General features: G+C 45.0%; 9 protein-coding genes and 1 pseudogene. 4 read left to right on the top strand and 6 right to left on the bottom strand.

What is annotated here, in order from left to right:
- Positions 1 to 9: 9 nt before the first annotated feature.
- From FJD32_RS13145 to FJD32_RS13125, 5 genes and pseudogenes are all read right to left on the bottom strand, one after another.
- Positions 10 to 2,040, bottom strand: coding sequence for a glycoside hydrolase family 13 protein (locus FJD32_RS13145; RefSeq protein WP_240199958.1), 2,031 nt, complete (start codon positions 2,038 to 2,040; stop codon positions 10 to 12).
- 68 nt (positions 2,041 to 2,108) lie between these two features.
- Positions 2,109 to 3,599 carry a tryptophan halogenase family protein gene (locus FJD32_RS13140; RefSeq protein ID WP_140906928.1) on the bottom strand — a complete coding sequence of 497 codons (1,491 nt, stop codon included), beginning with the start codon at positions 3,597 to 3,599 and terminating at the stop codon, positions 2,109 to 2,111.
- A 116-nt stretch (positions 3,600 to 3,715) separates the two neighbouring features.
- Positions 3,716 to 4,366, bottom strand: a pseudogene (locus FJD32_RS13135) (TonB-dependent receptor); the annotation flags it as partial.
- A gap of 13 nt (positions 4,367 to 4,379) precedes the next feature.
- Positions 4,380 to 5,279, bottom strand: a complete 900-nt coding sequence (locus FJD32_RS13130) for an IS982 family transposase (protein ID WP_088585327.1) — start codon at positions 5,277 to 5,279, stop codon at positions 4,380 to 4,382.
- Positions 5,280 to 5,360: 81 nt separating this feature from the next.
- The gene (locus FJD32_RS13125) at positions 5,361 to 7,457 is read right to left on the bottom strand and encodes a TonB-dependent receptor (RefSeq protein WP_240199956.1); all 2,097 of its coding nucleotides are present in this window, start codon (positions 7,455 to 7,457) and stop codon (positions 5,361 to 5,363) included.
- A gap of 496 nt (positions 7,458 to 7,953) precedes the next feature.
- Here FJD32_RS13125 and FJD32_RS13120 point away from each other — a divergent pair, with 496 nt between their 5' ends.
- The 4 genes from FJD32_RS13120 (at position 7,954) to FJD32_RS13105 (ending at position 14,941) form a co-directional block, all read left to right on the top strand.
- Complete coding sequence (locus tag FJD32_RS13120) at positions 7,954 to 9,576, top strand: alpha-glucosidase (protein WP_037425237.1); 1,623 nt, start codon at positions 7,954 to 7,956, stop codon at positions 9,574 to 9,576.
- Between the two features lie 139 nt (positions 9,577 to 9,715).
- A complete protein-coding gene (locus tag FJD32_RS13115) occupies positions 9,716 to 10,984 on the top strand; it encodes a sugar MFS transporter (RefSeq protein ID WP_037418202.1) in 1,269 nt (422 codons plus the stop codon).
- Between the two features lie 151 nt (positions 10,985 to 11,135).
- On the top strand, positions 11,136 to 12,350 hold the full coding sequence (locus tag FJD32_RS13110; RefSeq protein ID WP_037418205.1) for an RsmB/NOP family class I SAM-dependent RNA methyltransferase: 1,215 nt from the start codon (positions 11,136 to 11,138) through the stop codon (positions 12,348 to 12,350).
- Between the two features lie 335 nt (positions 12,351 to 12,685).
- Positions 12,686 to 14,941 carry an EAL domain-containing protein gene (locus FJD32_RS13105; RefSeq protein ID WP_140907088.1) on the top strand — a complete coding sequence of 752 codons (2,256 nt, stop codon included), beginning with the start codon at positions 12,686 to 12,688 and terminating at the stop codon, positions 14,939 to 14,941.
- Positions 14,942 to 15,024: 83 nt separating this feature from the next.
- Here the strand turns inward: FJD32_RS13105 and FJD32_RS13100 are convergent, their stop codons facing one another.
- Positions 15,025 to 16,035: a D-alanine--D-alanine ligase gene (locus tag FJD32_RS13100; protein ID WP_088585701.1), complete on the bottom strand. Its 1,011-nt coding sequence runs from the start codon at positions 16,033 to 16,035 to the stop codon at positions 15,025 to 15,027.
- Between the last annotated feature and the right edge of the window lie 153 nt (positions 16,036 to 16,188).

Raw genomic sequence — 16,188 nt, 5'->3', positions numbered from 1 at the left:
GAGTATGGGTTATTGATGATTGAGTTCAAGCAGCATAACGCCAGCATGGGGCAGAACAAGTGATTGATTCAGCTCGAACTTGTCCTCCGAAAAGATAGAAATAGCAGAGCTATTGCCTGCCAATACCTTGCTAAAGCGGCTTAAATCCAGCGTTTGTGCTTGGTCATTCTTGTTGTAAATCACCATCACTTTATCCGCATCGGCTTGGTAGCAAGCATTTTCCGTTGTGGCATGTTTTGCTGCACATCGAAATTGCACATAAATGCCGTTTTGCGGCACAAAGTGCAGTAAATCTCCCGTTTGCAGCGCGGCTGAATGCTTACGGTAATTAAGCAGGGTGCGAATAAATGCTTGGGCCTGTTGCTGTTTAGCGTTTAGTCCTTTACCGCTAAAACCGTTGACTTTGCTATTAGCGAATCCACCCGGAAAATCGCTACGCACTACACCGTCGTGGCGATCTTTGGTCGGGCTGGTCATCAACACTTCGGTACCGTAAAACAGCTGTGGGATGCGTTTGGCTGTCATTACATAGGTGAGGGCCATTTGATACAACGGCAGGTTTTCTTTTAGCAGACTATAAATCCGATTGGTATCGTGGTTACCTTCAAAGAGGACTAACTGGCTTGGGTTCGCATATACCACATCGTTAGCTAACATCTCGTAAAGCTTGATAAAACCAGTATCCCAGCCTTCTGGCTCGTTCAGGCTTTCAAGTAGCTTTTCATAGAGCGGAAAATCCATCAGGCTCGGTAAATCTGAGGTATAGCCATCGGCATTGATTTTGCCTTTTTGCCAATAGGAGACGGTAATGGGATTGGCGGTCCACTCTTCACCGACAATATTAAAATGCGGGTATTCGGCCATTAATGCCTTAGTCCATTGGGTTAAAAAGGCTTTATCGGCATAGGAGTAGGTGTCTTCACGAATTCCCGAAAGCCCCGCGTATTCCACCCACCAAATGCTGTTTTGAATAAGATAAGTGGCAAGCTTCGGGTTGCGCTGATTGAGATCGGGCATCGAATCGACAAACCAACCGTCGACAAAATCCTGTTTATCCTGCGTGTCGGCGTAGGGATCTTGCACTGTAGTGCGTCTATGACTGGTAAAACTCGGACTGGTAAAGCTCGGGCTGGTAGAACTGGCCGCAGGAGCCGTTTGGGTGTCAGTGACATTGGGCTTTAGTGGGTAATTGAGCCAGTCACTGCTCGGTAAATCCTTTAGCCACCAATGATTTGAGCCAATATGGTTAAGCACTACGTCTTTAATTACGCCTAGGCCAAGTTGTTTGGCCTCAGTGACTAACCTTTGGTAATCCTGATTGCTGCCAAAACGCGGGTCGACCCGATAAAGATTAGTAATGGCGTAGCCATGATAGGAGTATTGGGCTTGGTTATTTTCAAGCAGTGGGTTGATCCACAGCTGAGTGACGCCCAGTTTGGCTAAGTAATCTAAGTGCCGGCGAATACCTTCGATATCGCCGCCATGGCGACCATCGGAATTTTCTGGCGCCGCATGCTCGAGCATATCGGCTTGATTATCATTGCTTGGGTTGCCATTGGCGAATCGGTCTGGGGTGATAAGGTAAATCACGTCCTTATTACTAAAACCTTGGCGCTCACGGCTGCCTTCTGCCCGTTCCGCTAAAGTGTAAGGCAGTTGGAAGAGCTGCTTGTCGCCAGCGAGAATGCGGATGTCAAAGGTCTGCGGTTTGGCTTGGCGCAAATCTAAATTGATAAACAAATAATGGGGATTATCCGTCTGTTCAATCCCTTTAAACACCACATCTTTGCCAGCAATCTCAACCTTAAGCTGTGTTGCATCCGCAGGCAGGGCACTGCTGTGCAGCATTAATTGCAGCTTTGGATTATGCATGCCCGCCCACCAAGAGAGCGGTTCGATAGTTAAAGGGGCTGTTGAATTGACTTCACTAGCACTAAGATTGGCTGATAATAACGCTGTAGAATCGATTGTCCCTGCTTGAGTATTCCAACTGATTAAAAAGCTAATACTGAGTAGTAGATGTCGTCGTGTGAAGATCATAATTGTTCCTTATTCAGTGCCAAGTAAGTCAAGTATTTACACTTTTAGGCTTCTTTACTTGATGAGGCTTAAACTAGTTGTGCGAGATACTTTTCATGGGTTGGCATATTACTCACGGTGTTTTTGATTATCACTTTGATATTGCTTAAAAATTCAGTTAAAGCCTCAGGGGCTACTGTGTTTGCGAGTGGATTATAATCTGTAGGGATGATTCCCTGTCCTAACATCACTTGAACCCAAGCGGCTTCCGTAAAGAGTTCATCCTTGTGCCTAAAAATAGCGCCCGTTTCGCTAAAAAGGCTGATCTTCTGTTGCAAGCTTTCAGGTATCTGCATTTGCTGACAGGCGCTCCATAGCGTGTCGGTATCAGAGTCTGAACGTTGGTTGAGACAATAATGCAAGATAATAAAATCGCGGATTTGTTCGAATTCTAGCTGGGATTGCCGGTTAAACTCATCCACAGTTGCTTGGACTACACCTTGGTGGGGAAACAGTTTAGTTAAGCGAATGATGGCCGATTGCACTAAATGAATGCTTGTAGATTCAAGAGGTTCTAAAAAACCACTTGAGAGACCTATAGCAACACAATTATGTTGCCACTGTTTAAGCCTACGGCCAGGGATAAAGGATATTTTTTTCGGTTCAGCGAGAGGTTTACCTTCAAGTGTCGATAGTAGTTTTGCTTTCGCCTCTTCGTCTTTCATATAGCGGCTACTGTAAACAATGCCATTTCCTGTTCTATGTTGCAGCGGGATCCGCCATTGCCAACCCGCCTCATGGGCGATAGCACGAGTATAAGGTTTTATTTCGCAGGCCTTTTCGCTTGGGACAGCGTATGCACTGTCGCACAGTAACCAATCTTGGTAACTCTCATAGCCGACATTAAGTGTTTTTCCAATCAATAGGGCAGCAAAGCCTGAACAATCAATAAAAAAATCACCGTGAACAGATTTACCAGACACCAGTGTCAGATTGGCAATATGGCCATTATCTAGGCAATTTACCGCTTCAATTTTACCCTCAATGCGTTTTACTCCTGACTTTTCACTGTATTGTCGTAAAAGCAAAGCGTAGCGTGCGGCATCAAAATGGTAAGCGTGGGTGAGACAAGAGAGAGGCGAATGGGGAATTTGTTCAAGAGATTGAAATTTATTGTTTAAGGCGGCTTGGTAATTAAGTGAATAATCCCAAAATGATGCCATCATCTCGGGTTGAGTACTGAGCCAGTACTGGTGAAACTGTGTATACCCAATATCTTTTCCTATATTACCAAAAGCGTGCATATAGCTATCCCCCTGTTTGCCCCAGTGTTCAAATTGAATACCGAGCTTAAAAGTGGCGTGGGTCGCTTTGATAAATTCGTTTTCGGGGATCCCTAGAACACTGTTGAATAATTGCAGTGGTGGAATAGTGGCCTCACCTACACCAATGGTGCCAATATCTTCTGACTCTACGAGAGTAATGCTAAGGGTATGTTTAAATAATTTTGCTAATAATGCGGCCGTCATCCAACCCGAAGTGCCGCCACCTACAATGACAATATCTTTGATTTGACTCATGATCTAAGCCCTTTAGTTGATGTTTAAGGCTGATGACTCAATGGGAAATTACTGATAATTGAACAATAAAGAGAAAAGCCTCTGCAGTAGATTGCAGAGGCTTGGTACGTAAACGATTAGAACTTGTAGTTAGCGCCTAACATAAAGTTACGACCATAGTTTTGATAATCACGCACTAAACGTTGATCAGAACCGAAGTAAGACGTAAAGGGTTCATTGGTTAAGTTGTTGACTTGGAATAGCACTGATAGACCATACAATGATTCAATTCCGCTTTCGCTAAAGTCATAACTCACTTGGGCATCGACCACTGTTTCCGCTTTAATGTTCACATTTTCACGTTGCAGACTGATCTTAGTTACTTCACCGAGGAAGTCACTGCGGTAACGTGAGCTGATACGCGCTTCAAAGCCTGAGTTTTCATAATAAACGGTTGCGTTTAAGGTTTTTTCAGACAAGCCTGGTAACGTTGTTGGTTCGCTTGTTGGTGTTTCTTTTACTTCACTGTCAGTGTATGAACCACTTAGCACTGTACCAAAGCCACTGAGTACATCGGCAAACATACCAAAGTCTAAGGAGACGGCGGCCTCAACCCCTTGAACGTAACCACCTTCACCATTTTGAGGTTGTGTGATTACGCCGATTGGATTACCTGGTACACCTGGGAATAGGGTGCTGAAGTCGAAATCGACTTTTTGATCGTAAACATAGTTCTCTAGGTCTTTATAAAACACTGCAACAGAGAAATAGCCTTGATCACTAAAGTAACCTCAGATCTGGTTAAGCCAGCACTAAATTAGAGCTATCTAACAGTTCAAGCTCCTGAGCTGTTAGATTTAACGATGGCTTTTCTTCTTTTAAACAATATGCAATCAATCCACCAAGTAGATTGAGCATGAACCCATGCTCGCTGCGGTGTCTTGAGTGTTCAATATAGGAAATGTTCTTCAATTGGTCATTCACTGTTTCAATGATGAATCGCTTTTTTAAGATTGCTCTATCCCATAGAGAAATAAACTTTTTCTTCATGTTCTTACGAACTGTGGTGATTAACTCAACGCCCTTTTCCAAAAGCTCACCTGTTAGGGCTTGGCTAATATAGCCTTTATCACCATAAAGCTTACCAAAAAGAGACTCAGCCATTTCACTGACAGGTTGCCTGTCATCGACATTACCTTTCGTCAGTTTTAACGCTACAATTTCACCCAAGTGATTGATAATAAGATGCAGTTTAAATCCAAACGACCAGCCCATAGTTCCCTTTCCATGTTCGGCAATGCCTTCAAAAACCTTATTTCGCTTCGCTCGAATAATATGACAGACTTCAATTTTAGTGGAGTCGACAAACTGAATTCCCGTTGGCTTTCCAAGCTTTGAAGTCAGATAGCTACACATAGGGACAACGACGCTAGGCATTAATGCAAGGAAACGAGTGTAGCTCAACAACTCTGGAAAATAGGGTTTTAGCTGGCGACAAACATAGTGCAGATAATAATTTTTGAAATCTCGGTAATGTGATTGATGGAAATGAATGATAATGGTCATCACTTCTGCGGGAGAAAGGCGACAAGGTCTATTACGCTTCATTTCACCATTATCAAGCAATAAGCGTTGCCAATGTGGGATAAATAACTGACAGAAATCATCGACATCACAGTAAGTTTCAACTAGTTTGTTCATGCTCGTTCCTTTTTCTAATCACTCTTGGTCGAATGATCGGATCAGGGAACGAGCATTTAGTTCCTTTTGGGAGCTAAATTCTTATCCGAAGCTCAGGTTAAAGTAGTTCTCGTAACTTAAATCATACTGACGTGCTAACCAAGGACGAAGTTCTGGATTACCTGCGTTTCCTGTCCAGTTTACGCCATCATTTGGATTTTGGTTATAGCTGTAGTTCAGGTTGGCATTCATCTTGTCCATGCGTGAACGGGTTAATGTTCGCGCAGCTGCAAAACGCACCACTTGGCTATCTGCTACTTCAAAGCTTAAGTTTAAGCTTGGCAGCCATTCTACGTAGGAGTCTCCAGCGGTACGCGGAGTTAAAATCACTTTGCCAGCTTCTACTGTGGCAACAGTACCATCTGATGATTGATCGGTATAAACCGCCTGTAAGCCAGCATTACCCGTGAATGGAATACCGAATACTTCAGACTCTAAATTTGCTAGCACATAGCCTGTTGTGACTTCTTCCTGTACTGCCCAAGAGTTGGTCGCGCGGCTTAAATCTACATCGGCGACGTCGGTTTCTATATAGTTGCCGTCGTTATAGAAAGCTAAAGAGTCATAGCTGAGTACATCGCCCATGCCAAAGAAGGCGAGGGAAGTAGGATCAAGTAAGTACTGATCCGGTACTGTCATAGTGTAATCGGCAGAACCATCATAGCCTTTAAGGGTTAAATAGTAGCCCTTGTCAACTTTGGTTTTGTCACGATCAGTCCGGTTAACACCAAATTCAACACTACGAATTGCGCCACCGTCGAGCACATATTCGGCACTGAGACGGAAAGATTTTAGTTCATCTTCAATTTCAGGTTTATTAATAAAACCGTCCTGAGTGTTGGCGCCAAGTGGACTACCCCAACCGAGAGGATCACCGAGTTTTATTACATTTTTATCTGCATAATCAAGATTATGATCAAAAACATATCCGCCTTTACCATTGTAGGCAAAGCTTAAGTCATCAACAGCGCCAACACCTGTACCGCGACCAGTGCCTGAGTAGCTCTCCATACCGATGTCGGTACGATTTGCCTTAGAGAGTGACACGTCAGCTTCAAGGTTCCAACTATCATTGACGCTGAATTTGTTGTTCCAACCGAGGGATAAAGAGTCCGCGTCACGTTTGTTGACATCGTTACGTACAACCACTTCAGCGCCTTTGATTACACCTTCAGTCACCAGACCATCGACAGTCGTAGTGGCAACAACGCCGCCATTGGTGCCCCAAGCAGCAGGGATTTCAATACCACGCAAACGTTGGTCATCTACAAATTTTGAGTAATAGACATCCAATGTAGAATGGAATCGGTCGTTTGGTGCATACTCAACCACAGCCAGTAGGCCATCACGCTCTAATTCACTCGAGCGAACAAAGGGTTTTGCACCACCTAATACACTGTCACCATTAGCATTATCTGGATAACCCCAGGCTTGCCAACGTTCTTCTTGGTTGGGAGACATCATGCGGGCATAACCAATGGCGACACCTAAGGTATCATCGGCAAATTGGTCAATATAAGAAATACTTCCGCGGTAACCTTTGTCGTCGGAGCCACTGTTGAGTGCGCCCAGGTCGTTCATTTCACCGCGCACTGCTACCGCAATCGTTTGTTCACCATGTGAAAGAGGGCTAATGGTTTGCATATCAACGGTACCGCCAATAGCTTGTGCCATTACCGATGCATCTGGTGTTTTGTACACGACGACACGGTTAAGTAATTCGGATGGATATTGGTCAAACTCAACACTGCGGTTATCGTTAACTGAGGCTTGTTCACGACCATTGAGTGTTGCTGTGGTAAAATCGGGTCCCATTCCGCGAATCGAAATCACGTTTGCACGACCATCTAAACGTTGTGCAGATACACCAGGAAGACGGGCAAGCGATTCGGCAATACTCACATCAGGTAACTTACCAATATCTTCAGCAGAAATCGCTTCAACGATAGAAGAAGAAGACATTTTTAACGATTGGGATTCTTGCAAGCTACGGCGAATACCAGTCACCTGAATGACTTCTATATTTTCGTCTTTGGTTGCTGTCGATTGTGCAGTAGTATCATCTGCTGCGTAGGAGTGCATACTGGCGCCTGCAGCAACAAGTGCTAAGGTCAGCAAGCTGGGTTTAAATCGCATCATTTCTATCTTCCCCTTGAAGTCGCTTTTAACCGCTTATGTAGAGCGTTTTATCGTTATTACCGCATTGTTTTTGCGGCCTTTTTTGGTATTCGGCGCTTAATTGACTGCATAAGTGCTGCGTTTATGACCAAATTGTTATGCAACGGTGAAGATACTACTCCCGCTAATCTTGGGGTCACAATATAGTGCATACGTATTCAATAGCTCATGCACCCGCTAAAACTGGGGTTATGGGGAAAAAAAGTCCAATTTTATCTCCAGCAAATTTAGTATAACACAATGTTAATAAAGGGTTATTTTGTTATTGGTTAGACAGGTCTGATGATAGTGCGCTTTGCATACGTATGCAGGTGTATTGAACCTTATTTCCTTCTTCACGTATGCTCGCTGTCACAAATACAAGCCGTAGCGCCTTTACTCCGCAGTAACATTGCTGTAACTGCCTGTTAGTGAGTTTTTGGGTTAGCTCGCTGAAGAATAAGGATAAAGGGGCATTATGAGTGAGTTAACCTGGTGGCGTGGCGCCGTAATTTATCAAGTCTATCCACGCAGCCTTTTAGATACCAATGGTGATGGCGTAGGCGATCTTCGCGGGATCATCACTAAGTTAGATTATATTGCCAGCCTGAATGTGGATGCCATTTGGATTTCACCCTTCTTTAAATCCCCTATGGCCGACTTTGGTTACGATATTAGTGATTATCGCGAGGTCGATCCTTTATTCGGTTCGATGCAGGATTTCGATGAGCTGATTGAAAAAGCCCATCAATGCGGTATTAAAGTCATTATCGACCAAGTGTTAAGCCATACCTCGGATCAACATGCGTGGTTTATCGAGAGTCGTGAGAACCGTACCAATCCTAAGGCCGATTGGTATGTGTGGGCGGATCCGAAGGAAGATGGTACCGCACCCAATAATTGGCTAGCGATCTTTGGTGGTTGCGCTTGGGAGTGGGAACCGCGCAGGCAACAATATTATCTGCACAACTTTTTGCGCAGCCAACCCGACATAAACTTCCACAATCCTGAAGTACGTCAAGCCGTGTTAGATAATGTGGAGTTTTGGCTGAAGAAGGGCGTCGATGGTTTCCGCTTAGATGCCATTACCTTCTGTTATCACGATGAGCAGCTTCGTGATAATCCGGCAAAACCCAAGGATAAACGCCAAGGGCGGGGATTTAGTGAAGATAATCCCTATGCCTATCAGTACCATTATTACAATAACGATCGCCCACAAACGATTCAGTTTATTGAAGAATTACGCCAACTTATCAATCGTTATCCAGGCGCTGTGACCTTAGGTGAAGTTTCTGCTGAAGACTCACTCGCTGTAATGGCTGCCTATACCAAGGGCGAAGATCGCTTACACATGGCTTACAGTTTTGAGTTGCTGACCGATGACTACAGTGCCACTTATATTCGCCAAACGGTAGAAGCGCTGGAAGGCAGTATTGGCGATGGCTGGCCCTGCTGGGCAATCGGTAACCATGATGTGCAGCGGGTAGCGAGCCGTTGGGGGCGCGGTAAGCAAATACCCGATATGGTGAAAATGCTTAATGCGATGCTTTGTTCGCTGCGTGGCAGTGTCTGTAGTTATCAAGGGGAAGAGCTTGGCTTAACCGAAGCACCAATTGAATTCCACGAGTTACAAGACCCTTTCGGCAAAACCTTCTGGCCGATGTTTAAGGGGCGAGATGGTTGCCGTACTCCCATGCCATGGGAGCAACATGCAGATTTTGCAGGCTTTAGTCAAGTAACCCCTTGGTTACCAGTGACAAGCGAGCATCGAGCTCTGGCTGTTGATGTACAAGAAGCTGACCCCGCATCTATGTTACATAGCTATCGTCAGTTCCTTGCATGGCGCAAAGGTTATCCTATTTTGATTGAAGGGGAGATTGAGTTTCTCGATGCGCCAGAGCCGTTATTGGTGTTTGTGCGTAAACTTGGGGAACAGAAGCTATTGGTTTGCTTCAACCTATTAGACTCTGAGACTCAGTTGTCGCTAGCAGGGCTTAAGTTACAGCAAGAATTAACCGGACATGGTTTAAAAACCGCACACTTGCAGGGTGATAACTTGATATTTTCAGCCTATGCCAGCTTCTATGCACTATTGGTCTAGTTGGTTGTATAAGTTAGCGGTCTTCCTGCTATGGCCTCAAACAAGCAGTGACAACTCGATTGTTACTGCTTGTTGTTTTACGCAAACGCCTAAGGGACATACCCTTTAGATAATAAAAACATGATTAGAGAGCACAACTATGGCGTCATCTATTAACACCAGCAGCCACACGACCAGCGTCAGCGGATCGGATAATGGCAACTACCGTTTTGCGCTAGTATCACTGACTTCACTGTTTTTTATGTGGGGATTTATCACTTGTTTAAACGATATTCTGATCCCCCACCTAAAAGCTGTTTTTTCACTCAATTACACCCAAGCGATGTTGATCCAGTTTTGTTTCTTTGGGGCTTATTTCTTGGTGTCTATTCCAGCTGGCCAACTTGTTAAACGACTTGGCTACCAAAAAGGGATTGTCACAGGCTTAGTGATTGCCAGTATCGGCTGTGGCTTGTTTTATCCTGCCGCATCCCTTGCAACCTACGGTTTATTTCTCGGCGCACTTTTTGTGCTTGCCTCAGGCATCACCATTTTACAGGTGGCAGCCAACCCCTATGTCAACGCCCTTGGTAGCGCAGAAACTGCATCGAGCCGTTTAAACCTGACACAAGCTTTTAACTCACTTGGCACCACAGTTGCGCCGTTTTTTGGGTCTATTTTGATTTTATCGGTGGCGGCAACGGCGTCTTCTGAATTAGCGCAAGCCAATGCCGAGGCGGAAGTCGTTAAACTGCCTTACTTGTTGCTCGCCGCAGCTCTTGCCGTACTTGCCATCATTTTTGCTAAGTTAGATTTGCCAGTGATCCGTGAACATACTGAAACAACTGGTGGGGTTCAAACCCATTTAGGTAAAACCAGCGCACTACAAAGCACGCATTTAGTGCTGGGCGCAGTGGGGATTTTTGTCTATGTGGGCGCTGAGGTTTCTATCGGTAGCTTCTTAGTCAACTTCCTTGGTGAATCACACATAGTCGGTATGCCAGAAGAACAAGCGGCCCATTACATCGCCTATTACTGGGGCGGCGCGATGGTCGGACGTTTTATTGGCTCGGCTGTGATGCAAAAAATCCCCGCAGGCACAGTGCTTGCATTCAATGCCTTTATGGCGGCATTGTTAGTGTTGGTGGCCATGACAACCAGTGGCAGCATTGCCATGTGGGCGATTTTGGGCGTGGGATTATTTAACTCAATCATGTTTCCGACCATTTTCAGCTTAGCACTGCGAGATTTAGGTCCCCATACTTCTCAGGGCAGCGGTATCCTCTGTTTGGCCATTGTGGGCGGTGCGATTGTGCCATTATTGCAGGGCGTGTTAGCCGATAACTTAGGCATCCAACTGGCATTTATTCTGCCTGTGGTGTGCTATGGTTTTATTCTATTCTATGGTGCTCGGGGCTCCAAAATGTAAGAGCATTTGAGTGTTTTATGAAAGCGATCCCTGTGATCGCTTTTTTATTGGGCTTTTGCGGTGCTTAATAGCAACTGAGCATCTGTTTACTTGCGTATTCGTGCCTGACCTCCTATGATCCCTCGGTTTTATTACTCACGGTGACCTGTAAATGTTGAATTCTCCGCTTTCTGCCAGCTCGAATGAATTAGTGATCAATATCTTAGCTATGGTGCTAAGCGAAGGAAAACCCTTAGACCGGGCTTATTCTCAGCATTTTTCAGGATTAAAGTTAGTACCCGCCGAGCAGGCGCGGATCGCGACTGTAACGGGCGATATTCTACGCCGCTTAAATCTTTACTGTTTCTTAGCCGACATCAAGCCGGAAGAAATGGCGCGTTTAGGCTCAAAGCTACTTAATGTGTGGCACTTATTTCACGCGCTGGAACTGCCTAAAATGCAGTACTCACTGCCAGTGGATACTGATGATTTAGCCGCGCGTATTGAACAGGCTAAAACTAACCCCGTACTTTGGGACGGTTGCCCGGAATGGTTAGATACCATGGGACATGAGCAGTTGGGGGCTTCGTGGGAAAAAGAGCGCGCGGCCTTAAGCACGCCACCTAAACGTTTCCTGCGGGTTAATGGTTTAAAAGTCACCCGTGATGAATTAACGCAAAAATTAGCGGCCGAATTTGTCTCAACTCAAGCGGTCGAAAGCGTTGATTCTGCCCTTGAAGTGACATCGGATTCGGCACTGTTTCGTACTAATAGCTTTAAAGATGGCTTATTTGAGCAGCAAGATGCGGGCTCACAACGGGTAGCCGCTGCGCTCGATGCCAAACCGGGTATGCGAGTGATTGATGCCTGCGCTGGTGCTGGCGGAAAAACCTTGCATATTGCTGCACAAATGCAAGGTAAAGGGCGTTTGTTAGCGATGGATGTGGAGCAATGGAAACTCGACAATCTGAAAGAGCGCGCCCGTCGTAATGGTGCCCACAATATTGAAACACGGTTAATTGTCGGTTCTAAAACCATTAAACGCTTAAAACTTAGCGCCGATCGCGTCCTGCTCGATGTGCCCTGTTCTGGCCTTGGGGTATTAAAGCGTAATCCCGACGCCAAATGGCGTGATACCGCTGAACGTTTACCTGTGTTGATGGAACTGCAAAAGCATATTCTCAGCAGTTACAGTCGCATGGTGAAGGTCGGTGGCATTGTGGTGTACGCGACTTGCTCGATTTTCCCCTGCGAAAACCGCGGTCAAGTGGATGCCTTTTTAGCTGAAAATCCCAATTTCCGTTTACTCGAGGATGAAACGATCAGTCCAGCCGATACTGGTTTTGATGGTTTTTATCTCGCAAAGCTTGAACGCATTCAAGAATAAACCGCAGTATATTCGCCTAATTTCCTAGAGGGTTGACGCTTCGAGATTACATGAAGTGTGCCCTTGCTAGAGCATGCTCGCGAAATGCGCTGTGATGTATGGTTGTTCTTATGGGAGGTCGAGTGGTTTTAAAAGACTTTTAGTGTAGGGACTTGCAACCCAATTGCGGCAAAAATAACCCTTTAACGTCAATATTCCTTAGACTAAAGCAACCTTTGGTTACACATCGAAAGGTTGCTTTAGCTTGTTTATACTCCTAAAATTCACTTCTAATTTACAAAGGTTAATCGACCTTAGTAATGTCGTTAACTTACACGCTAACTGACAAGGGTACTATGGACGAAGGAATGCAGGTTGTAGGTGCGGTTGGTAAGTTAAGTGTCCCGTTTAATCAAAACGTTAGCCTCGAGTGTTACAACGGTATTCTTTCAATGCTGCTCAATGGTGCGCCATTGGCAGAAATTCTCCATGCCTTAGTGTTAAAAATTGAAGATCAACGCCTTGGCACCCACGCCTCGGTCTTATTGCTCAGTGAGGACGGTAAAAGAGTGCTCATGGGGGCCGCGCCCCATTTACCTGATAGTTATAATCAAGCTATCCATGGCGTCGAAATTGGCCCTGAGGCCGGTTCCTGTGGTACCGCGGCCTATACGGGGGAAAGGGTGATTGTTGAGGATATCGAACATCATCCTTATTGGGCCTTGTATAAATCCTATGCGCTTGTGCACGGGCTAAGGGCATGTTGGTCTGAACCCATCAAAGATTCTCAAGGCAAGGTGCTTGGCACCTTTGCAATGTATTACAAAGCGATTAAAGCCCCAACGGCTGCGGATTTGACCTTAATTGCTGAAGCGGCAAGGTTAGCGAGTCTAGCAATAGAGCGGAGTCGTTCATTGGAATTCCAGCGGCTTGCAGTGAAAATATTTGATCGCTTACCACTTGCGCTGGTGATCACTAACGCAAAGCATTCCGTTCTTTATGCCAACGATGCGTTTAAACAAATGGTTTGGCCACAAATTGATAATATTCAAGATTTTAATCCTGAGCAAATTTTTTCCCCCTCCGAACCTCACGAAATCGCTTCACTGTTTAAGCATCTTGCTGAGGGGAAAATGTGGCAGGGAGAACTGATTGGGCAACGTAATAATGGCGAGACTTTTTATCTCGATTTAACCGTCACGGTTTTTCGTGAATCCCATAGTAGCGAAAACGGCTTTGCTTGGCTTTTTTCCGATGTCAGCGAACGTAAAAAGGCCGCTCAACTTATTAAATATCAAGCCAATAATGATTCATTAACTGGGCTTGCAAATCGCAATGCTTTATTTAGACAAATCCAAGAGCTTATTTGTGCCGATAGCCTAACGCCTGGCTTTAGCTTTATGTTGATGGATTTGGATAACTTTAAACAAGTAAACGATACCTACGGTCACGACAAAGGCGATGTCCTCTTAGTGCAGATGGTGGAACAGGTTAAAACTTGTTTGAACGAGCAGGCGGTGTTTGCACGCTTAGGTGGTGATGAGTTCGCCATCCTACTGCCAGGGGTTGTGACTCAAAGAGAACTGTCGCAACTCGCTGATAAGATCAATAAGCAAGTTTATCGACGTTATGAATTATCCCTCGATAAAGGCGTTTATAGCTCTGTGAGTATTGGTATTGCGCGATTCCCTGAAGATGCCCTCGATTTAGAGCAACTGTTAAACTGCGCTGACCAAGCGATGTATATCTCTAAGGCGAATGGCCGTAATAGATATCATTTTTTTACCGAACAAATGCAACAAAATGCAGAGCGTATTGCTAATTTACACACGCTACTTAAGCAAGCATTAGAGCAAAAAGCTTTCGAGTTGTACTTTCAACCGATAGTCGATGCGACAACGGGGCTCATTGTGCGTGCTGAGGTGCTACTGCGCTGGCAGCATGAAGGACAGTTTATTTCCCCCGATGAGTTTATCCCCATTGCTGAAAACAGTGGTTTAATTGTCAATATTGGCCGTTGTGTACGCCAAGCGGTGATGCAAACCATTATTGAAATGCAAGCGCTCGGTTGGCCGATGAGTTTAGCGATTAACGTGTCGACCTTTGAATTTTGGTCTCATGAGTTGCAGGATGAGTTTTGTGATTCGTTCGCCGATATTATTGAAGGTTTAGGGGTAGAGGATTTTCCCTATGAGTTGATCACCTTGGAGATCACCGAATCCCTGTTAATGAAAAAACATACTCATTTAATTCAAGTGCTTAATGAGTTACGTGGTCGAGGTATTAACATTTCCCTCGATGATTTTGGCACGGGTTATTCTTCGTTGTCTTATTTAGCGAATTTCCCTATTGATCAAATTAAGATCGACAAGAGCTTTATTGATAGGCTCTCGGAAGGTGAGCGACATCTTGCCTTGATTGAAGCGATAGTACGCTTAAGTCATGCACTTAATCTGCGAGTCACCGCGGAAGGGGTTGAAACTCAAGAACAGCTTAAGGTAATGATGGATAACCATATTCAAGAAATTCAGGGTTATCTATTTTATAAACCCATGCCCAAGGCAGCATTTTTTGAATTACTGGCGAAACAAGCGGCCATGTCGCCGCGTTGATCATCATCACTATGTATCATCTCAAACAATAAGAGCGCCATTGGCGCTCTTATTGTGACTAAACCTTTCTCTGATTAAGGTGGTTACTTTGCCGCTAACTGGCTGTTAATCACTAAACTTAAGTATTGGGTGAAATCATGCCCATGATTTTGCAGCATCTTAGGGAACATCGAAATGGGCGTCGAACCTGGGAAGGTATTGATTTCGTTCAGCAGGATTTCATTGTCCGCGGTTAAGAAAAAGTCGATACGGGACAGGTGACGTAACTTCATGCCTTTAAAGGCTTTAATCGCATAGGCTCGGATCTGATCGCTGATTTCAGTCGGTACATTTTGCGCGACGACATCGGTTCGGGCCTTACTGTTTTTCGCGTACTTTTCATCGAAGGTGTAGAAGGTATTGCTATCGCAGATGATTTCGCCGGGTAGGGTGGCGATCACTTCACCTTGATATTCGTAAACTGCGACTTCAAGTTCACGGGCTTTAATGGTTTTTTCAACAATCACGTAGGGCGCATAACCAAAGGCATCTTTGAGTACTTCGCTCACTTTGCTAGCCTCATCCACCTTATAGCAACCGACCGATGAGCCCTGAGACGCAGCCTTTACGAAAATTGACCCCCAATTTTCAAGTGCCGCTTGAGTTTGAGCAATAGCTTCATCATCGTATTGATTTAAAAAGATATAAGGCGTGTTGGGAATGCCTAAGGCGCTGAACCACATTTTGGCGGTGATCTTGTTAAAGCAGTTACTGCTCGCTTCGGATTCGCAGCCAAAGTAGGGCAGTTGAATAAGATTAAAGTAAGATTGAATATCACCCGTCTCACCTGGGTAACCGTGAATACAAGGGATCACATAATCCACGGGCCAAGGGGCTTTGCTCTCGTCACGAAAGCGGATCTCACGGTTATTGGTCAGCTCGCAGTTATCGCCTACGGCGGTTTGGTATTGGCCAAATTTATCCAGTACCACACGTAGTACATTGAACTGTTCTGATTTTGCTAACGAGGTTTCAAAATAATTAGCCGACAGTAGGGAAATATCGTGTTCCGCACTTCCACCGCCGCACAGCAAAAGTAAATTGATCTTTGACATTATGATTCCTCGATTGAGCAAAATGCTGTTGAGTTGCTTCGTGCAACTACGCCACTAACATGCAACTGGACTATTCAGAAAATAACGACACTGTATTAGCCGCTGCCATCTTAGATTTCTTCGCCCCTAAAGCGCAAGGACTCTGGCTAAGCT

Source organism: Shewanella sp. LC6, from assembly GCF_006385735.2.
Taxonomy (GTDB): domain Bacteria; phylum Pseudomonadota; class Gammaproteobacteria; order Enterobacterales; family Shewanellaceae; genus Shewanella; species Shewanella xiamenensis.
This window is presented reverse-complemented; position numbering and strand designations above follow the sequence as displayed.